The sequence below is a fragment of the Escherichia sp. MR genome, from assembly GCF_005280595.1.
In the GTDB taxonomy this organism is placed as follows: domain Bacteria; phylum Pseudomonadota; class Gammaproteobacteria; order Enterobacterales; family Enterobacteriaceae; genus Escherichia; species Escherichia ruysiae.
Genome location: NZ_SZVK01000001.1, coordinates 106073 through 123955 on the forward strand (window position 1 = coordinate 106073; position 17883 = coordinate 123955).

General features: G+C 50.6%; 15 protein-coding genes. 6 read left to right on the top strand and 9 right to left on the bottom strand.

Annotated features, from left to right (window positions below):
* The first annotated feature begins 2 nt into the window (after positions 1-2).
* Positions 3-2165 carry a YccS family putative transporter gene (yccS, locus tag FC814_RS00585; protein ID WP_000875031.1) on the top strand — a complete coding sequence of 721 codons (2163 nt, stop codon included), beginning with the start codon at positions 3-5 and terminating at the stop codon, positions 2163-2165.
* Here yccS and sxy read toward each other — a convergent pair.
* Positions 2128-2757, bottom strand: a complete 630-nt coding sequence (gene sxy, locus FC814_RS00590) for a CRP-S regulon transcriptional coactivator Sxy (RefSeq protein ID WP_000839139.1) — start codon at positions 2755-2757, stop codon at positions 2128-2130. The genes yccS and sxy overlap by 38 nt on opposite strands.
* Positions 2758-2974: 217 nt before the next feature.
* Between sxy and sulA the strand changes: the two genes are divergently transcribed.
* A complete protein-coding gene (sulA, locus tag FC814_RS00595) occupies positions 2975-3484 on the top strand; it encodes an SOS-induced cell division inhibitor SulA (protein WP_000288697.1) in 510 nt (169 codons plus the stop codon).
* Between the two features lie 355 nt (positions 3485-3839).
* The gene (gene ompA, locus FC814_RS00600; protein WP_024165063.1) at positions 3840-4892 is read left to right on the top strand and encodes a porin OmpA; all 1053 of its coding nucleotides are present in this window, start codon (positions 3840-3842) and stop codon (positions 4890-4892) included.
* 75 nt (positions 4893-4967) lie between these two features.
* Here the strand turns inward: ompA and matP are convergent, their stop codons facing one another.
* Positions 4968-5420 (bottom strand): macrodomain Ter protein MatP, encoded by a 453-nt coding sequence (matP, locus tag FC814_RS00605; RefSeq protein ID WP_000877169.1) that lies wholly within the window; start codon positions 5418-5420, stop codon positions 4968-4970.
* 185 nt (positions 5421-5605) lie between these two features.
* Between matP and FC814_RS00610 the strand changes: the two genes are divergently transcribed.
* The gene (locus tag FC814_RS00610; protein ID WP_137325362.1) at positions 5606-7366 is read left to right on the top strand and encodes a Lon protease family protein; all 1761 of its coding nucleotides are present in this window, start codon (positions 5606-5608) and stop codon (positions 7364-7366) included.
* Between the two features lie 68 nt (positions 7367-7434).
* On the top strand, positions 7435-7953 hold the full coding sequence (gene fabA, locus FC814_RS00615; RefSeq protein ID WP_000227927.1) for a bifunctional 3-hydroxydecanoyl-ACP dehydratase/trans-2-decenoyl-ACP isomerase: 519 nt from the start codon (positions 7435-7437) through the stop codon (positions 7951-7953).
* A gap of 68 nt (positions 7954-8021) precedes the next feature.
* Here fabA and rmf read toward each other — a convergent pair whose 3' ends face one another.
* The 6 genes from rmf to rlmKL all read right to left on the bottom strand — a co-directional run bounded on the left by rmf (position 8022) and on the right by rlmKL (position 16119).
* Positions 8022-8189 carry a ribosome modulation factor gene (rmf, locus tag FC814_RS00620; protein WP_000828648.1) on the bottom strand — a complete coding sequence of 56 codons (168 nt, stop codon included), beginning with the start codon at positions 8187-8189 and terminating at the stop codon, positions 8022-8024.
* A 255-nt stretch (positions 8190-8444) separates the two neighbouring features.
* The gene (pqiC, locus tag FC814_RS00625) at positions 8445-9008 is read right to left on the bottom strand and encodes a membrane integrity-associated transporter subunit PqiC (RefSeq protein WP_000759125.1); all 564 of its coding nucleotides are present in this window, start codon (positions 9006-9008) and stop codon (positions 8445-8447) included.
* Positions 9005-10645, bottom strand: coding sequence for an intermembrane transport protein PqiB (gene pqiB / locus FC814_RS00630; RefSeq protein WP_000445527.1), 1641 nt, complete (start codon positions 10643-10645; stop codon positions 9005-9007). The genes pqiC and pqiB overlap by 4 nt, the downstream gene beginning before the upstream one ends.
* A gap of 4 nt (positions 10646-10649) precedes the next feature.
* Positions 10650-11903, bottom strand: a complete 1254-nt coding sequence (pqiA, locus tag FC814_RS00635) for a membrane integrity-associated transporter subunit PqiA (RefSeq protein ID WP_000333155.1) — start codon at positions 11901-11903, stop codon at positions 10650-10652.
* Between the two features lie 188 nt (positions 11904-12091).
* Entirely contained in the window at positions 12092-13999 is a 1908-nt protein-coding gene (locus FC814_RS00640) for an ABC transporter ATP-binding protein (RefSeq protein WP_000053066.1), read from the bottom strand.
* A gap of 11 nt (positions 14000-14010) precedes the next feature.
* Positions 14011-16119 (bottom strand): bifunctional 23S rRNA (guanine(2069)-N(7))-methyltransferase RlmK/23S rRNA (guanine(2445)-N(2))-methyltransferase RlmL, encoded by a 2109-nt coding sequence (rlmKL, locus tag FC814_RS00645; RefSeq protein ID WP_137325363.1) that lies wholly within the window; start codon positions 16117-16119, stop codon positions 14011-14013.
* Positions 16120-16216: 97 nt separating this feature from the next.
* Between rlmKL and ycbX the strand changes: the two genes are divergently transcribed.
* The gene (ycbX, locus tag FC814_RS00650) at positions 16217-17326 is read left to right on the top strand and encodes a 6-N-hydroxylaminopurine resistance protein YcbX (protein WP_137325364.1); all 1110 of its coding nucleotides are present in this window, start codon (positions 16217-16219) and stop codon (positions 17324-17326) included.
* Here ycbX and zapC read toward each other — a convergent pair.
* On the bottom strand, positions 17323-17865 hold the full coding sequence (gene zapC / locus FC814_RS00655; RefSeq protein WP_001220665.1) for a cell division protein ZapC: 543 nt from the start codon (positions 17863-17865) through the stop codon (positions 17323-17325). The two genes, ycbX and zapC, sit on opposite strands and share 4 nt — an antisense overlap.
* Positions 17866-17883 lie beyond the last annotated feature (18 nt).

Genomic DNA, 17883 nt, shown 5'->3' on the forward strand with positions numbered 1-17883 from the left:
TTATGGCTTTTATGCTAAGTCCTTTGCTCAAACGCTATACCTGGAACAGCGCCTGGCTGTATTACGCGCGTATTTTTATTGCGCTTTGTGGAACCACAGCGTTTCCGTGGTGGCTGGGTGATGTAAAACTGACGATTCCGCTGACACTGGGAATGGTGGCAGCGGCGCTAACCGATCTCGACGACCGACTGGCTGGGCGTCTGCGTAACCTCATCATTACGCTGTTCTGCTTTTTTATTGCCTCGGCCTCGGTAGAACTCCTTTTCCCCTGGCCCTGGTTATTTGCCATTGGCTTAACGCTCTCCACCAGCGGTTTCATTTTGCTTGGCGGTTTGGGTCAACGCTATGCAACAATCGCCTTTGGTGCGTTGCTGATCGCCATTTACACCATGCTGGGGACGTCTCTCTATGAGCACTGGTATCAGCAGCCGATGTATCTGCTTGCTGGTGCCGTCTGGTACAACGTTCTGACGCTTATTGGTCATCTACTGTTCCCTGTCCGCCCATTGCAGGACAATCTGGCGCGTTGCTATGAACAACTGGCGCGTTATCTGGAACTGAAATCACGCATGTTCGATCCTGATATAGAGGATGAAAGCCAGGCACCGCTGTACGATTTGGCTCTCGCCAACGGGCAACTGATGGCGACACTGAATCAGACGAAACTCTCGTTGCTGACTCGCCTACGCGGCGATCGTGGTCAGCGGGGAACACGTCGCACATTGCATTACTACTTTGTGGCGCAGGATATCCACGAACGTGCCAGCTCTTCCCATATTCAGTATCAAACGTTGCGGGAACATTTTCGCCACAGCGACGTGCTGTTCCGTTTCCAGCGACTGATGTCAATGCAGGGACAGGCCTGCCAGCAACTGTCACGCTGTATTTTGCTGCGTCAGCCTTATCAACACGATCCGCATTTTGATCGCGCTTTTACGCATATTGATGCTGCGCTGGAGCGAATGCGCGATAACGGCGCGCCCGCCGATTTACTCAAAACACTGGGATTTTTGCTGAACAATTTACGTGCCATTGATGCCCAACTGGCAACAATTGAATCAGAACAGGCTCAGGCACTGCCCCATAATAATGACGAAAATGAACTCGCAGATGACAGCCCGCACGGGTTGAGCGATATCTGGCTGCGTCTTAGCCGTCACTTCACGCCGGAATCCGCCCTCTTCCGTCATGCGGTAAGAATGTCACTGGTCTTGTGCTTCGGCTACGCCATCATTCAGATAACCGGGATGCATCACGGGTATTGGATCTTGCTGACAAGTTTGTTTGTCTGCCAGCCAAACTATAACGCCACGCGCCACCGCCTGAAATTAAGGATTATTGGTACGCTGGTGGGTATTGCGATTGGCATTCCTGTGCTGTGGTTTGTGCCGTCACTGGAAGGGCAACTGGTGCTGCTGGTCATTACCGGTGTTCTCTTTTTTGCCTTCCGTAACGTGCAATACGCTCATGCAACGATGTTCATTACGCTTCTGGTGCTACTGTGCTTTAACTTGCTGGGTGAAGGTTTTGAAGTGGCATTGCCTCGCGTAATCGATACGCTAATCGGATGTGCCATTGCATGGGCAGCGGTAAGTTACATCTGGCCAGACTGGCGGTTTCGTAATCTGCCCCGAATGCTTGAGCGCGCAACCGATGCTAACTGCCGTTATCTCGATGCTATTCTCGAACAATACCACCAGGGGCGCGATAACCGTCTGGCATATCGTATTGCTCGTCGCGATGCACACAATCGTGATGCAGAGCTGGCGTCGGTGGTGTCGAATATGTCCAGCGAACCGAATGTCACACCGCAAATTCGCGAGGACGCGTTCCGGTTACTCTGCCTTAACCATACGTTTACCAGTTACATTTCTGCCCTCGGAGCACACCGTGAGCAGTTAACTAACCCTGAAATTCTGGCGTTTCTTGATGACGCAGTTTGCTATGTGGATGACGCGCTACATCATCAACCTGCCGATGAGGAACGCGTCAATCAGGCATTAGCTGACCTGAAACAACAGATGCAGCAACTTGAACCACGGGCAGACAGCAAAGAACCTCTGGTTGTACAGCAAGTCGGATTATTGATTGCATTACTACCAGAAATTGGTCGTCTGCAGCGCAGAATTACTCAAGTTCCGCAGGAAACTCCTGTTTCGGCGTAAGAGAATCTGCCCATTCTGCAAGCTCCTGGCGGCGTGCTACCGGGAGCGCAGCTTCATGAATACCGAGAATTGCGCCTTCAAGCATAAATAAGATTTTTTCTGTCACCAGACTGTTTTGTTGCCGCAGTCGCAGCCAACACATTTTCGCCCCAAGAATACGTAACGCCCGTACATCCTTAATCCCCACTTCCCCGAGAATAGCCTCAAGATGGTAAGACATATTGGGTAAATCTTTCAGCCGTTGCCGGATATTGCGCGTACTTTTCTCTTGAAGCGCGGCGTCCAGAGAAAATTTCGACAGGCGCACCAGCTTTTGTTGATTTCGCCATAGGCTTTCATCGACCCGGTAGTAATTGAGGGTAACAAACCGCCCACACTTTTTATATGTCAGCCATACTGGCGGATGTTTTACACAGTATTGTGCACTTTGTTCACAAGCCCGAAGATACAACTCGCCATCAGAAACCATTGCAAATACCGTGTCATCAACGGTCAGACTGTAACTACCAAACAATGATCGGTATTCAATGGTGCCCAGCGTAGCCAGGTATTCTTGTGACTTATAGATCCGCTTATAAGAGAGGCTTTTCATAAAATTCCTTTTAAAATCATAATATAAAAGAATGATTCACATTAACGGATCCGTTAAATACGAAAATAGGCAACTTATTATCAAGGGGCAAGATTAATTTAAGTTTTCAGGTCACGAACGACAAAATTTGCGAGGCTCTTTCCGAAATTAGGGTTGATCTTTGTTGCCACTGGATGTACTGTATATTCATACAGTAACTCACAGGGCTGGATTGATTATGTACACTTCAGGCTATGCACATCGTTCTTCGTTGTTCTCATCCGCAGCAAGCAAAATTGCGCGTGTCTCCACGGAAAACACTACAGCTGGGCTAATTAGTGAAGTTGTCTATCGCGAAGATCAGCCCATGATGACGCAACTGCTGCTTTTGCCATTGTTGCAGCAACTCGGTCAGCAATCACGTTGGCAACTATGGTTAACACCAAAACAAAAACTGAGTCGTGAATGGGTTCAGGCTGCTGGGCTACCTTTAACGAAAGTGATGCAGATAAACCAGCTTTCCCCTTGCCACACGGTGGAATCAATGGTTCGCGCTTTACGCACGGGAAATTACAGCGTGGTGATCGGTTGGTTAGCAGATGATCTGACAGAAGAAGAACATGCAGAGCTTGTGGATGCCGCTAATGAAGGTAACGCAATGGGGTTTATTATGCGTCCAGTAAGCACAACCTCTCACGCCACGAGACAACTTTCCGGGGTAAAGATTCACTCTAATTTGTATCATTAAGTAAATTTAGGATTAATCCTGGAACTTTTTTTATCGCCCGTCTGATGATTTCACTCATGGCTAACTTTCCCTGCGGAGGCTTGTCTGAAGCGGTTTCCGCGATTTTATGCTGTAAAGTGTCGTTAACAAAAAAGGTTAAACGCGCCTTATACAAATCTTTTTTTTCATATGCCTGACGGAGTTCACACTTGTAAGTTTTCAACTACGTTGTAGACTTTACATCGCCAGGGGTGCTCGGCATAAGCCGAAGATATCGGTAGAGTTAATATTGAGCAGATCCCCGGTGAAGGATTTAACCGTGTTATCTCGTTGGAGATATTCATGGCGTATTTTGGATGATAACGAGGCGCAAAAAATGAAAAAGACAGCTATCGCGATTGCAGTGGCACTGGCTGGTTTCGCTACCGTAGCGCAGGCCGCTCCGAAAGATAACACCTGGTACACTGGTGCTAAACTGGGCTGGTCCCAGTACCATGACACTGGTTTCATTCCTAACAATGGTCCGACCCACGAAAACCAACTGGGTGCAGGTGCTTTTGGTGGTTACCAGGTTAACCCGTATGTTGGCTTTGAAATGGGTTACGACTGGTTAGGTCGTATGCCGTACAAAGGCGACAACATCAATGGCGCATACAAAGCTCAGGGCGTTCAGCTGACCGCTAAACTGGGTTACCCAATCACTGACGATCTGGACATCTACACTCGTCTGGGTGGTATGGTATGGCGTGCAGACACCAAGGCTAACGTACCTGGTGGCGCATCCTATAAAGACCACGACACCGGCGTTTCTCCGGTATTCGCAGGTGGTGTTGAGTACGCGATCACTCCTGAAATCGCTACCCGTCTGGAATACCAGTGGACCAACAACATCGGTGACGCACACACCATCGGTACTCGTCCGGACAACGGTCTGCTGAGCCTGGGTGTTTCCTACCGTTTCGGTCAGGGCGAAGCAGCTCCGGTAGTTGCTCCGGCTCCGGCTCCAGCTCCGGAAGTACAGACCAAGCACTTCACTCTGAAGTCTGACGTTCTGTTCAACTTCAACAAAGCAACCCTGAAACCGGAAGGTCAGGCTGCTCTGGATCAGCTGTACAGCCAGCTGAGCAACCTGGATCCGAAAGACGGTTCCGTAGTTGTTCTGGGTTACACTGACCGCATCGGTTCTGATGCTTACAACCAGGGTCTGTCCGAGCGTCGTGCTCAGTCCGTCGTTGATTACCTGATCTCTAAAGGTATCCCGTCTGACAAGATCTCCGCACGTGGTATGGGCGAATCCAACCCGGTTACCGGCAACACCTGTGACAACGTGAAACAACGCGCTGCACTGATTGACTGCCTGGCTCCGGATCGTCGCGTAGAGATCGAAGTTAAAGGCATCAAAGACGTTGTAACTCAGCCGCAGGCTTAAGTTCTCGTCTGGTAAAAAACCCCGCTTCATGCGGGGTTTTTTTTCGTCTTCAGTAAAATAAATAACCTTGGCAAGTTATTCCTTTCCGAGTAAAGCCTGCAAATCCTGCTTCAAAGAAGACATTTTATTTGCATATTTCTCTTTGTTTTCCGCATCTTCTATCAGCTGGACAATCGTTTCGGAAAGTGTTTTACCGCGCCGCTGTGCAAGACCAGCCAGCCGTTGCCAGACAATAAATTCCAGATCGATTGATTTCTTACGCGTGTACTGATGTTCCGCATTAAAATGGCGTTTCCGTCTGGCTCGAATAGTCTGCTTCATGCGATTGACCAGCTCTGGATTCATATGCTTGTCAATCCAGCCATTTACCAGCACGGGTTCATTTTCCAGCGATAGCAACACGTCAACGGCTTCCTGGGCGGCACTGGCTTCTACGTAACGGGTAATTAGCTCCCCTTCACGGTGTTTCTTCACCAGATACTTCCATTTCCAACCGCTTTCCAGATTTTCAAGTTGTTGATATTTCATAGCGATCTCAATGTTACCGTGTAACTCTTTACAGAATATCAGTTTTTTAACTGTGCGATGAAAAGAATCTCCATCCTGTGAGCTTTAACGCCCATGCAAGGAGTATTGTCGGTGCTTTCTACGTGTGCTGCAGTGCCGGTTACGGTATAATCGCGGCTTTGACAACAGACTAAAAAACATCAACTTTGACCATTACGAAACTTGCATGGCGTGACCTGGTTCCTGATACCGATAGCTATCAGGAAATATTTGCTCAGCCACATTTGATTGACGAAAACGATCCTTTATTCAGTGATACTCAACCGCGACTGCAATTTGCGCTGGAGCAGCTGCTGCATACGCGAGCATCCTCCTCTTTTATGCTGGCAAAGGCCCCGGAAGAGTCTGAGTATCTGAATCTTATTGCCGATGCCGCACGTGCGCTACAAAGCGATGCAGGCCAACTGGTGGGTGGTCACTATGAGGTTTCCGACCACACCATTCGCTTAAGTAACGCAGTGAGCGTAGATGATAATTTTGCGACTTTAACGCAGGTTGTCGCTGCCGACTGGGTAGAAGCAGAACAACTCTTTGGCTGCCTGCGCCAGTTTAATGGCGACATTACCTTGCAGCCAGGCCTGGTGCATCAGGCAAATGGCGGTATTCTCATCATCTCTTTGCGTACTCTGCTGGCGCAACCTCTGCTGTGGATGCGGCTGAAAAACATCGTTAACCGCGAGCGTTTTGACTGGGTAGCGTTTGATGAGTCGCGCCCTCTCCCCGTCTCTGTGCCTTCGATGCCACTGAAGCTGAAAGTCATTCTGGTAGGCGAACGCGAATCATTGGCTGATTTCCAGGAGATGGAGCCAGAGCTTTCTGAGCAGGCTATTTATAGCGAATTTGAAGATACTCTGCAGATTGTCGATGCGGAGTCAGTAAACCAGTGGTGTCGCTGGGTGACATTTACCGCCAGACATAACCACTTACCTGCACCGGGAGCGGATGCCTGGCCGGTACTTATCCGCGAAGCAGCACGCTACACCGGTGAACAAGAAACACTGCCGCTTAGCCCGCAGTGGATCCTCCGCCAGTGTAAAGAGGTCGCATCCTTGTGCGAAGGCAATAGCTTTACCGGCGAGCAGCTAAACTTAATGCTACAACAACGGGAATGGCGCGAAGGCTTCCTTGCCGAACGAATGCAGGATGAGATCCTTCAGGAGCAGATCCTGATTGAAACCGAAGGCGAACGCATCGGGCAAATCAATGCCCTTTCGGTCATTGAATTTCCGGGTCATCCACGCGCTTTTGGCGAACCTTCTCGCATTAGCTGCGTTGTGCATATTGGTGATGGCGAATTTACCGATATCGAACGCAAGGCCGAGCTTGGCGGCAACATACACGCTAAAGGGATGATGATCATGCAGGCGTTCCTGATGTCGGAGCTTCAGCTTGAGCAACAGATCCCTTTCTCAGCATCGCTGACGTTTGAGCAGTCATATAGCGAAGTGGACGGCGATAGCGCCTCGATGGCGGAACTCTGCGCCCTGATAAGTGCCCTTGCCGATGTGCCGGTGAATCAGAGTATCGCTATCACAGGTTCAGTCGATCAGTTCGGTCGCGCCCAGCCGGTCGGTGGTTTGAATGAGAAAATCGAAGGCTTCTTTGCTATTTGTCAGCAACGTGAGTTAACGGGGAAACAAGGTGTCATTATCCCCACCGCTAACGTTCGCCATTTAAGTCTTCACAGTGAACTGGTGAAAGCAGTAGAGGAAGGCAAATTCACCATCTGGGCAGTAGACGATGTGACTGACGCACTGCCTTTATTATTAAATCTTGTGTGGGATGGTGAAGGCCAGACAACGCTGATGCAAACTATCCAGGAACGTATTGCGCAAGCATCGCAACAGGAAGGACGTCACCGTTTTCCATGGCCATTACGTTGGCTGAACTGGTTTATTCCGAACTGATCGGACTTGTTCAGCGTACAGGTGTTAGCTATCCTGCGTGCTTCACTAAAATAAGGCTTACAGAGAACATGGTAGATAAACGCGAATCCTATACAAAAGAAGACCTTCTTGCCTCTGGTCGCGGAGAACTGTTTGGCGCTAAAGGCCCGCAATTGCCAGCACCAAACATGCTGATGATGGATCGAGTGGTCAAAATGACCGAGACCGGTGGTAACTTCGACAAAGGCTATGTCGAAGCAGAACTGGATATCAATCCAGACCTATGGTTCTTCGGCTGCCACTTCATCGGCGATCCGGTAATGCCGGGATGTCTGGGTCTGGATGCGATGTGGCAGCTGGTAGGGTTCTACCTTGGCTGGCTGGGCGGCGAAGGTAAAGGCCGCGCACTGGGTGTAGGCGAAGTGAAGTTCACTGGTCAGGTTCTACCTACCGCGAAAAAAGTAACCTACCGTATTCACTTTAAACGCATTGTTAACCGTCGCTTGATCATGGGTCTGGCAGACGGCGAAGTATTGGTAGATGGTCGTCTGATCTACACCGCCAGCGACCTGAAAGTCGGTCTGTTCCAGGATACTTCTGCATTCTGATTTAAATCAGGCTACATATTAAAGGCGAAACCTCCGCATTGCGGAGGTTTCTTTTTAAAGAGACAGAATCAGGCCATTACTACCCTGTCCGCCATGGCTTCTCGCCAGCCTCCCAGCCATTGTGACCTTTGATTCAGCGTCTGATAGGGACACATTTCTTTTGAGCGTCCGGCGATGCCGGCCTGATAACCACGTTGATGTGCCCGTTCCAGGCGATCTCGTTTTTGTCTCTTCATGCCTCGTTTCCCTCATACTGGTTTCTGGTGGAAAAGAAAACAGTGATTACTAAATGTGCAATCACAGTTAAGCAATACCGCGAATCATAACTGCCGTCAATGCGCAAAATTCACGCCACTGTCATATTTGTGAGCCACACGGGCATGTTGGTTGTACAAAAAATGTGAAGCGGAACAAGTTTTTCTCGGTGAATTAAACAAAAAAACCGCCTCAGGCTACATGCCGGAGACGGTTATATTTACAAATATTTATAATTAAGGTAGACGCTTTATCTCTTGCGCAATAGCAGCGGCTTCCTGACTCCAGACACTGGCCAGCACTTTGACCATTTCATCGTAGCCATCCTGATTTTGCACCCCTTCCAGACGGAACGGTCGTTTGATCAATTGTCCCTGGTGATTCAACAACCACTCGCCGCTGACAATGACCTTGCCATCATAGCGACCGTTAAACTCCGTTACGGTTACGTTGAGCGTGTCCTGTGCGCTTCCCAGAGGCTGGGAGGCAACCACCCAACCGGGGAGTTGCGTACTCAGATTCGCCACCAGGGTGTTGCGCAACTGTTGATCCAGCGGGCTGGCCCACAGGTTGTTGTTGGCAATCACATACTTCACATCACTGGTCTGATAAACCACCCCATTCCCCGCCAGATAGTCTGGAACAACGACTTGCTCTACCCATAACAGGCGATTGCCCTGGCTGGCGGTACTTTGCGTACCGCTCTGCACAACAGGTAACTGGTAATAGTTTTTATTGATCTCGCCGGAGCTGCATCCGGCCAGCCACAGTGCCGCAATCGTCACTAGCCACTTTTTCATTGTTTCGCCCTCTTCGGCTCTGGATCTTTTTTGTCCTTCGCTTCAAATACCAGCGCGTTACTCTTCTCGTTAAGCGTTTTCAGCACCGGTTGCAGTTCACGCAACACCTGATCAAGCCGCTGCATATCCGCTACCATCTTGTTGTAGGCTGCGGAGCCTGGCTGGAAGCCCTGCATACTGCGATTCAGCTCACGCAACGTTGACTGCATATCCGTTGGCAACTGCTGCATCGACTGGCTGGCGAGGATCTTGTTCATACTATCCAGCGTCGTTTGCAGGTTTTTCATCGTGCGCTGGCTTTCAGACAGCGTACTGGTCGCCTGCTCAATCATCGGATTCAACGGCAGCTTGTTGATCTTATCTAATGCTTCCATCAGACGTTGCTGGATTTGCGCCAGACCGCCGCTAACGGTCGGGATAATCTGATAACCATTAAATTCACGAATACCGGTTATCGCTGGCGTATTTGGATAGAAATCGAGATCAACATAGAGCGCACCAGTGACCAGATTTCCGGTCTTCAGCGATCCGCGCAAGCCACGTTTCAACAACTCTCCAAGGTGCTTAACGACATCCGCATTTTCGCCAAGCTGCATTTTCAGCCGTTCCGGTTCAATGCGAATGAGTACCGGAATACGGTAATCATCATTAAATGTCTGACGCATATTCGGCGCAAAGAAAGGTACTTTACTTACTGTACCCAGGCGAATACCCCGGAATTCTACCGGAGCGCCAGGCTGCAGGCCACGTACCGAATCTTTAAAGAACATCAGATAGTCAATGTGATCGGTGTATAGCGAATCCTGAATGCTCTTCTGGTCGTCATACAAAACGAATGCGGTTTTCGGCGCAACAGGCTGCCCTAAATCCAGACCTTCAGGCACGTCAAAGCTGACGCCGCCGCTGAGTAGCGTTGTCAACGATCCCATCTCTACGCGCATTCCCGCTGACGTCAGATCAACCGCAATGCCACTATCTTTCCAGAAGCGAACATTGCCGGTCACCAACCGGTCATAAGGTGCATTGATAAACAGCTGATAGCTGATATTGCGTTTTTGCGTATCGAAGGTGCTGGTTTCAACCGAACCTACCCGATAGCCACGGAACAGCACCGGATCTCCCGGCGAGAGTTGTCCGGCTTTTTTGCTATCAAGAATCACACGAATACCTTTCGCATCAGGCGGTGCCAGCGGTGGCGAATCGAGCAAATCATAACTTGCCTGTTTGCTGCCTTTCGCCCCCGGTTGCAGTTCGATATACACACCGGAAAGCAGTGTGCCCAGGCCGCTAATACCTTCTCGACCTATCTGCGGTTTTACCACCCAGAAGACGGTATCTTTATGCAGCAGCTTCTCCATACCGGCGTTCAGGCGCGCTTTGATTTCAACGTGCGTCAAATCATCGGCTAGCGTTGCGCTCTCGACCACGCCGACGTCAACACTACGGCTTTTAATGGTAGTCTTGCCGCCCTCAATCCCTTCCGCATTCGCGGTGATCAGGGTAACTTCCGGTCCCTGATGGCTGTAATGATAAAAAAGAACCCACGCCCCTATAAGCGCCGTGACGATAGGAAATATCCACACGGGAGACCAGTTCTTCACTTTCTGGATTTTGGCTTCCCCATTATTAGATTCCATACTGTCAGGACTCCTCATGCACTGATTCAGGTTGACGATCCCACGACAAGCGTGGATCAAACGTCATTGCAGAAAACATTGTCATTATGACGACTAAAGCAAACATTAACGCACCCATTGCAGGATAAATACTCATTAAACCTCCCATACGCACCAGCGCCGAGAGCACCGCAATCACGAAAACGTCAATCATCGACCAGCGGCCTACAAACTCAACAACTTCATAAATCAAATGCATTCTTTCGCTGTCACGCTTGCCGTGCCCTTTGGCATCCCAGCACAACCATGCAATGGCGATCATCTTTAACGTTGGCACCATGATACTGGCTAAAAAGATAACTGCAGCTACAGGATAAGAGCCTTCACTCCACAACAGGATGACCCCGGCGAGAATCGTTGACGGCATCTTAGAGCCTAATAAATCAGTCACCATGATGGGTAAAAGATTAGCCGGGAGATACAGCATGATGGACGTAACAAGCAGCGCCAGCGTCCATTGCAGGCTATTTCTGCGCCGAACGTATCCTTTCGTACCGCAACGCGGGCACACCGTTTCATCGGCGGGAAGGATCGCCGTACAGCAAGAGCAAGAGCGCAATCCTTGTCGGATACCCGTAATGCCCGGTTTTAACGGCTTAAGTAGCTCTGGCATCGGGGCGATATCGTCCCACAACCAGCGACGATCAACGCACTGAAAGGCGCGCAGTTGCAGGACACAAAATAAACACCAGGGGAGAAAGCTGCTGCCGACACCAATGCTGCCGTAGGCCATCAGTTTAACGAAACTGACCAGCACACCCGCGAGGAAAATCTCCGCCATTCCCCAGGTTTTGAGTTGAAAAAGCACCCGTGCCAGTTGCTCTTTTAAACGGACCGGTAATTCCGCGCGATTCACCAGTAACAGAATGGTTATCAGACAAAACGCGGGAACCAGTTGCACAAACAACAGGAAAAAGGTGCCGAGGCTGGCGTAGTCCTCAGAAAACAGCACGCCCGGAATTTCCAGTAATGTAATTTCACTGGTAACTCCTGCAACGTTCATATTCACAAAAGGGAATAAGTTGGACAGCAACAGCATGAACAGTGCGGCCAACGCATAGGCGGTAGGACGCTGCCGGGGCGCGTCCCACGCAACGGTTAACGTTGTGCCACACCGAGGACATGCCGCTTTCTGACCATGCTCAAGGTGGGGTAATGCCACCAGCATGTCACACTGCGAGCACAAGATATGCTTCGCGGCATGATGATGTTCGCACATTGGTACTCCTTAATGATGCGCTATTCTACAGATTGCTGACAAAGTGTCCTTTTTTCATGCCGGATGCAGCATTGGTGCCTTTACCGGTCTGAGAGAATACAAATGATCTCCCCCATGCCTGATAAGCGTAGCGCATCAGGCAATTTTACCTTTGTCATCAGCCTCTATATCAATCAACTGTTTTGCGATCAGCCACCATTTTTTAACGCTTCAAGATACTCCCAGCGTTCAAAAGCCTGCTCCAGCTCCTGCTCCGCAGCAGCCAGATCAGCGAGCACTTTTTGCGTATGTTCATGAGACTGGCTGAAGAAGGAGGCATCCGCCACCTGCGCCTGTAAGGCTTCCAGCTTCGCTTCCAGATCTTCAAGCAATTGCGGAAGCTGTTCCAGTTCGCGCTGCAATTTATAGCTTAGTTTGCTAGTGTTGCGTTTTACAGTTTCTGCTTTTGGCGCTGCCGCTTCTTCGGTTTTTTTCACCACCGGCTGTTTAAGCGCCACATACTGTTCTTGCTGACCACGGGCATCATGATAACCGCCAACATAACGACCAATTTTGCCGCCGCCTTCAAAGATCCAGCATTCTGTCACAGTGTTATCGACAAACTGACGATCGTGGCTTACTAACAACACCGTCCCCTGGTAGCTGTCGATTAGCTCTTCAAGCAGTTCGAGCGTTTCGACGTCAAGGTCGTTGGTCGGTTCGTCGAGGATCAGTAAATTGCTTGGCTTAAGGAACAAACGTGCTAACAGCAGACGGTTACGTTCCCCGCCAGAAAGCGCACGTACCGGCGTCATCGCCCGTTTCGGATGGAACAGGAAGTCCTGCAAATAACCCAGCACGTGGCGTGGTTTACCGTTAACCATCACCTCTTGCTTACCTTCGGCAAGGTTATCCATCACCGTTTTATCGGGATCCAGTTCCGCGCGGTGCTGATCGAAATAAGCCACTTCAAGTTTGGTGCCAACGTGAATACGTCCGCTGTCTGGCTGAAGTTGCCCCAGCATCAGTTTTAACAGCGTGGTTTTACCGCAGCCATTCGGGCCAATCAGCGCAATTTTGTCGCCACGTTGTACCTGAGCGGAAAAGTCTTTCACCAGTTGTTTGCCCTCAACCTGATAGCAAACATCTTCCATTTCAAAGACTATTTTACCGGAGCGGCTGGCTTCTTCGACCTGCATCTTCGCCGTACCCATTACCTCCCGGCGTTGGCTACGTTCACGACGCATCGCTTTCAATGCACGCACGCGACCTTCGTTACGGGTACGACGCGCTTTGATCCCCTGACGGATCCATACCTCTTCCTGCGCCAGTTTGCGGTCGAACTCGGCGTTTTGCAGCTCTTCCACGCGCAGGGCTTCTTCTTTTTCCAGCAGGTACTGGTCGTAATTCCCTGGATAGGTCACCAGCTTGCCGCGATCGAGATCAACAATGCGCGTCGCCATATTGCGAATAAACGAACGGTCGTGGGAGATGAAAATAATCGTCCCATTGAAGGTTTTAAGGAACCCTTCCAGCCAGTCGATGGTTTCGATATCCAGGTGGTTAGTCGGTTCGTCGAGCAGTAACACGCGCGGATTGCTCACCAGCGCGCGTCCCAACGCCGCTTTACGCAACCAACCGCCGGAAAGTGACGACAGCGCAGCATTGGGGTCTAATCCCAGCTGTGCCAATACTTCGTTGATGCGGTTTTCCAGTTGCCACAGATTATGGTGATCAAGCTGCTCCTGGACTTTCGCCAGTTCATTGAGATTTTTCTCGCTCGGGTCATTCATCACCAGGCGCGAAATATCGTGATAGCGTTTCAGGTATTCCGCCTGTTCTTCGATGCCTTCGGCAACGAAATCATAAACGCTGCCCTCAACGTTACGCGGCGGATCTTGTTGCAAACGCGCAACGATCAAATCTTGCTCATAGATTATCCGACCGTCATCCAGCCCCTGTTCACGGTTGAGGATTTTCATTAACGTCGATTTGCCTGCGCCGTTACGGCCCACCAGACAAACACGTTCGTTATCTTCGATATGCAGTTCTGCGTTATCGAGAAGCGGCGCGTCGCTGAACGACAGCCATGCGCCATGCATACTGATTAATGACATTACTATTCCTTTCAGGCTGCGGTAATCAGCCAGCAGTTGTGGATCTGGCGGTTACGGGCGAAATCCTGGGAGAGCGTTTTTTGCGTAATTTCTTGTGCTTTCAGTCCCAGTTTTGCCAGTCCGTCAAGATCCATACGGAAGCCACGCTTGTTGTTCGAGAACATGATAGTCCCGCCAGCACGCAGCAGACGCTTCAAATCTTTCATCAGCGCCAGATGATCGCGCTGAACATCAAACGCATCTTCCATTCGTTTTGAGTTAGAGAAGGTTGGCGGATCGATAAAAATCAGATCGAACTGTTCATTAGCTTCACGCAACCACGCCAGACAATCGGCCTGAATCAGGCGATGCGCACGGCCGGTTAAGCCATTCAGACGCAGGTTGCGTTCTGCCCACTCCAGATAAGTACGCGACATATCCACCGTGGTGGTGGTGCGCGCGCCGCCTAAGCCCGCGTGCACGGTGGCGCTACCGGTATAGGAGAACAGGTTGAGGAAATCTTTGCCTTTACTCATCTGACCGAGCATACGACGGGCGATACGGTGATCGAGGAACAAACCCGTATCAAGGTAATCCGTCAGGTTCACCCACAGGTGCGCGTTATATTCGGTGACTTCAAGAAACTCGCCCTTCTCGCCCAGTTTCTGATACTGATTTTTGCCCTTCTGGCGTTCACGGGTTTTCAGCACCAGTTTGTTTGGCGCAATCCCCAGTACCGAAATGGTCGCAGCGATAATATCGAACAAACGTTGACGCGCTTTGTGCGCATCGATGGTCTTCGGCGGCGCGTACTCCTGCACGACCACCCAGTCGGCGTAGCGGTCAACAGCGACGTTGTATTCTGGCAAATCGGCGTCATACAGGCGGTAACATTCAATCCCTTCCTGCCGCGCCCATTTTTCGAATTTCTTCAGGTTCTTACGCAGACGGTTGGCGTAATCTTCCGCCACCATCGCCGGTTTGCTGTCCGGGGTACTTTCGGCAACGTGGTAGTTTTTCTGCACGCAGTCCAGCGGGCCATTTTTCGCCTTGTACTGTTTGTCTGCGCGCAATTGCAGACAACTTAGCAAATCCGGCGAGGCGCTGAATAAAGAGAGATTCCAGCCACCGAACTGGTTTTTCATGATTCGGCCCAGCAGGCTATGCAGCGCAATCAGCGCCGGTTCGCTGTCCAGACGCTCACCGTATGGCGGGTTGCTCAGTACGGTGCCATACGGTCCTTTTGGTAGCGGATTGGTCAGCTGCGCGACATCTTTCACCTCAAAAGTGATCAGTTCGCCAATCCCCGCCAGGCGGGCGTTAGTACGCGCACGTTGAATCACCCGCGCATCGCTGTCGGAACCGTAGAAATGAGAGCTGTATTCTGCCAGACCTTTACGGGCGCGAGTTTGTGCTTCCACTTTCACTTCCTGCCAGATGGCTTCGTCGTGCTGCGCCCAGCCGCTAAATCCCCAACGCCCACGGTGCAGGCCCGGCGCGCGGTCGGTCGCCAGCATCGCGGCTTCAATCAGCAACGTACCGGAACCACACATCGGGTCGAGCAGTGGTGTTCCTGGCTGCCAGCCAGATCGCATCACAATGGCTGCCGCCAGTGTTTCTTTGATTGGCGCAATACCGGCACGGTCACGATAACCACGCAGATGCAAACCATCACCACTTAAGTCGAGAGCGATACTGGCGGTTTCTTTATGCAGCCAGACGTTAACGCGAATATCCGGCGCATCGCGATCAACATTTGGTCGCGGCAGATTTTTACGCGTGAAAGCATCAACAATTGCGTCTTTAACTTTCATCGCGCCATACTGGCTGTTGCGGATAGTGTCATTCAGACCGCTAAAGTGGACAGCAAAGGTCGCGCCAGGATTAAACATCTCTGTCCAGTTGATCGCCTGAACGCCGAGATAGAGGTCTAAATCGCTGTAAACCTTGCACTCGCCCAGCGGCAACATAATACGCGAGGCCAGGCGGCTCCACATCAGGCTCTGGTATACAAGCCGCGTGTCGCCCTTGAAATGGACCCCACCCTGAACCACCTGGCATTCAACGGCCCCCAGGTTTTCCAGTTCAGTTTTTAACAGCTCTTCCAGCCCACGGGCCGTACTGGCAAACAGAGAATTCATATCGTCACTTTTACTCTAAGAAAATTGTTGCGCATTATAGCTAATAAGTCCGTCATGTCATAAAGTTGAGGGCTTATTTTCATTTGGGGACCGCACCGTGGCGACATTAACCCGGCTTTTTATTCATCCTGTTAAATCCATGCGTGGCATCGGTCTGACACACGCTCTTGCAGATATCAGCGGGCTGGCCTTCGATCGCATTTTTATGCTGACAGAACCCGACGGTACATTTATTACCGCCCGTCAGTTTCCACAGATGGTGCGCTTTACCCCATCTCCCGTTCATGACGGTCTGCATCTCACTGCGCCCGATGGTAGTAGTGCGTGGGTACGCTTTGCCGATTTCGCCGAACAGGACGCACCAACGGAAGTGTGGGGTAACCATTTTACTGCGCGCATTGCGCCAGATGAGATAAACAAATGGTTAAGCGGATTTTTCTCCCGCGACGTGCAATTGCGCTGGGTGGGGCCACAGATGACGCGGCGCGTAAAACGCCACAACACTGTACCCCTGTCATTCGCTGATGGCTATCCGTATCTGCTCGTCAATGAAGCTTCATTGCGCGATCTCCAACAACGCTGTCCGGCAAGCGTCAAAATGGAACAATTCCGTCCCAATCTGGTTGTTTCTGGCGTAGCCGCGTGGGAAGAAGACACCTGGAAAGTGATTCGTATTGGCGATGTGGTGTTCGATGTGGTGAAACCTTGTAGCCGTTGTATTTTCACCACCGTTAGCCCGGAAAAAGGGCAAAAGCATCCGGCTGGCGAACCATTAAAAACGCTGCAATCTTTCCGTACAGCCCAGGATAATGGCGATGTCGATTTCGGTCAAAACTTAATTGCCCGTAACAGTGGTGTTATCCGTGTTGGCGATGAGGTGGAAATCCTAGCGACAGCACCGGCAAAAGTCTACGGTGCGGCCGCAGCCGACGATACTTTCACTGCGACACAACAACCAAACGCGAATGTTGACATCAACTGGCAAGGGCGGGCATTTCGCGGTAATAACCAACAGGTACTGCTGGAACAATTAGAAAATCAAGGGATTCGTATTCCCTATTCTTGCCGTGTCGGCATATGCGGAAGTTGTCGTGTTCAGCTTCTCGAAGGCGAAGTCACCCCGCTGAAAAAATCAGCTATGAGTGACGATGGAACAATTCTTTGCTGTAGTTGCGTACCGAAGACTGCATTGAAACTGAAAAGTTAAACGGCTTGTTCAAGGCTGACGCTGTCATAACTCACATGCGGTCTCAGCCTGTCATTCATAATTTTGATGGCGTCACCCAGTTGCATGGCGCGCCCGGCGATGACGACGCAAGGTTGCGCCAGCAGGCACAGTGCGGCATTTTCGCCAGATTCAATAACCAGCAAATTGACTTGCTCATTGGTGTCGCTTAACCAGACACAGGCAGCATCACCTGACGCTGGAGCCCACATTTCGCCATGAGAAACAAAATGCCAGCTTTTCGGCATTTGCGGTTTGAGATAACGAATCGCTACCAGTGCATTAAGCACCAGTTCAGCTTTTTGTTCTTTTGATAAGTTAAGGTCGCGGCATTTTTCTTCAAACGTGAAATAGAGCGCGGCGTCATCAACGCAAAATCCCGCAGGAGAAAAAGCATCCGGCGTCAACATTTTACGCGCAAAACGTGAGCGAAACAGCATACCATTGGCTAAATCAAGCATCATTCGATCATGCTCTTCATCGTAATACCAACGCCAGTTATCGTCTGGTTTAATTCGCATATGCCTCTCCTCTACCCT

Bases quoted from the DNA above. Each gene is read 5' to 3' on its own strand.
- yccS (WP_000875031.1), top strand. From the start codon at position 3: ATGGCTTTTATGCTAAGTCCTTTGCTCAAACGCTATACCTGGAACAGC.
- sxy (WP_000839139.1), bottom strand. From the start codon at position 2,757: ATGAAAAGCCTCTCTTATAAGCGGATCTATAAGTCACAAGAATACCTG.
- sulA (WP_000288697.1), top strand. From the start codon at position 2,975: ATGTACACTTCAGGCTATGCACATCGTTCTTCGTTGTTCTCATCCGCA.
- ompA (WP_024165063.1), top strand. From the start codon at position 3,840: ATGAAAAAGACAGCTATCGCGATTGCAGTGGCACTGGCTGGTTTCGCT.
- matP (WP_000877169.1), bottom strand. From the start codon at position 5,420: ATGAAATATCAACAACTTGAAAATCTGGAAAGCGGTTGGAAATGGAAG.
- fabA (WP_000227927.1), top strand. From the start codon at position 7,435: ATGGTAGATAAACGCGAATCCTATACAAAAGAAGACCTTCTTGCCTCT.
- rmf (WP_000828648.1), bottom strand. From the start codon at position 8,189: ATGAAGAGACAAAAACGAGATCGCCTGGAACGGGCACATCAACGTGGT.
- pqiC (WP_000759125.1), bottom strand. From the start codon at position 9,008: ATGAAAAAGTGGCTAGTGACGATTGCGGCACTGTGGCTGGCCGGATGC.
- pqiB (WP_000445527.1), bottom strand. From the start codon at position 10,645: ATGGAATCTAATAATGGGGAAGCCAAAATCCAGAAAGTGAAGAACTGG.
- pqiA (WP_000333155.1), bottom strand. From the start codon at position 11,903: ATGTGCGAACATCATCATGCCGCGAAGCATATCTTGTGCTCGCAGTGT.
- FC814_RS00640 (WP_000053066.1), bottom strand. From the start codon at position 13,999: ATGTCATTAATCAGTATGCATGGCGCATGGCTGTCGTTCAGCGACGCG.
- rlmKL (WP_137325363.1), bottom strand. From the start codon at position 16,119: ATGAATTCTCTGTTTGCCAGTACGGCCCGTGGGCTGGAAGAGCTGTTA.
- zapC (WP_001220665.1), bottom strand. From the start codon at position 17,865: ATGCGAATTAAACCAGACGATAACTGGCGTTGGTATTACGATGAAGAG.